The 825-nt window shown below is 46.7% G+C and carries 1 protein-coding gene; it reads right to left on the bottom strand.

All coding sequences use genetic code 11. The features are described 5' to 3' along the window. Positions 1-738 (bottom strand): sigma-54-dependent transcriptional regulator (locus R7P74_RS25720; protein ID WP_318123478.1); only part of this gene is annotated, 738 nt, incomplete at its 3' end. Positions 739-825: the final 87 nt, after the last annotated feature.

Here is an 825-nt window from a genome sequence, read left to right as displayed (position 1 = left end):
CATCTCCGTAATTTCATCCAAAAACAGCGTGCCGCCTTCCGCTTGCTTAAATACCCCTTGGTGAGTTTTGTTCGCGCCAGTAAATGCGCCTTTTTCGTGGCCAAACAGTTCGCTATCGACCAGTTCTGGGCTAATGGCACCACAGTTGATGGCAATAAAAGGTTGCTGCTTGCGCTCGCTGGCGAGATGGATGGTTTGTGCCACAAGCTCTTTACCTGAGCCACTTTCACCGACAATCAATACGTTGGCTTCGGTTTTTGCGACACGGCGGATCATGCGGTACAGCTGGTGCATCGGAGAAGATGAGCCAACTAGCAAACCAAATTGATCCAAATCGCTGGTGGCGACTTTACGTCCTTGCTCCTGCTTGTGTTGATAATACTGGCTCACTTCGGTCAGCGTATCAGACAGGATAGTGAGATCGACGGGTTTTCTGTAGTGAAAAATGGCACCTAGGTTCATCAGTTTATCGAGGTTCTCGTTAGGCGCGCCTGAACTGATGATGATTAAGTCCATGTCGTAAATGGCTTCGATATCGGAAAGTCGCTGGTAATCAGCGTGAGTGAAATGTGCCACTTCGACAATCGCGACATCCGGTTGAACGTCGACGAAGTGATCAATCCAATCATCGTCCGTTTCTGTGTCATACAAACGGAACTTATGTAATTCCTGACAAGAAGCGATAGCCTCTTTGAGGGCGGGGTCTTGTATTCTTAGAAACAGGCTTGGCAGTGACATAGAAATGTCCTCTTCACTATAACAGAAACAATGTACGAGTATTATTTAAGCTGTACAAGACAAAATATTGTCAAAGTCTGCTTAGAA

This window comes from Vibrio sp. 2033 (genome assembly GCF_033339735.1).
The sequence above is the reverse complement of the archived record's forward strand: the minus strand, read 5'-3'. Positions and strand labels throughout refer to the sequence as shown.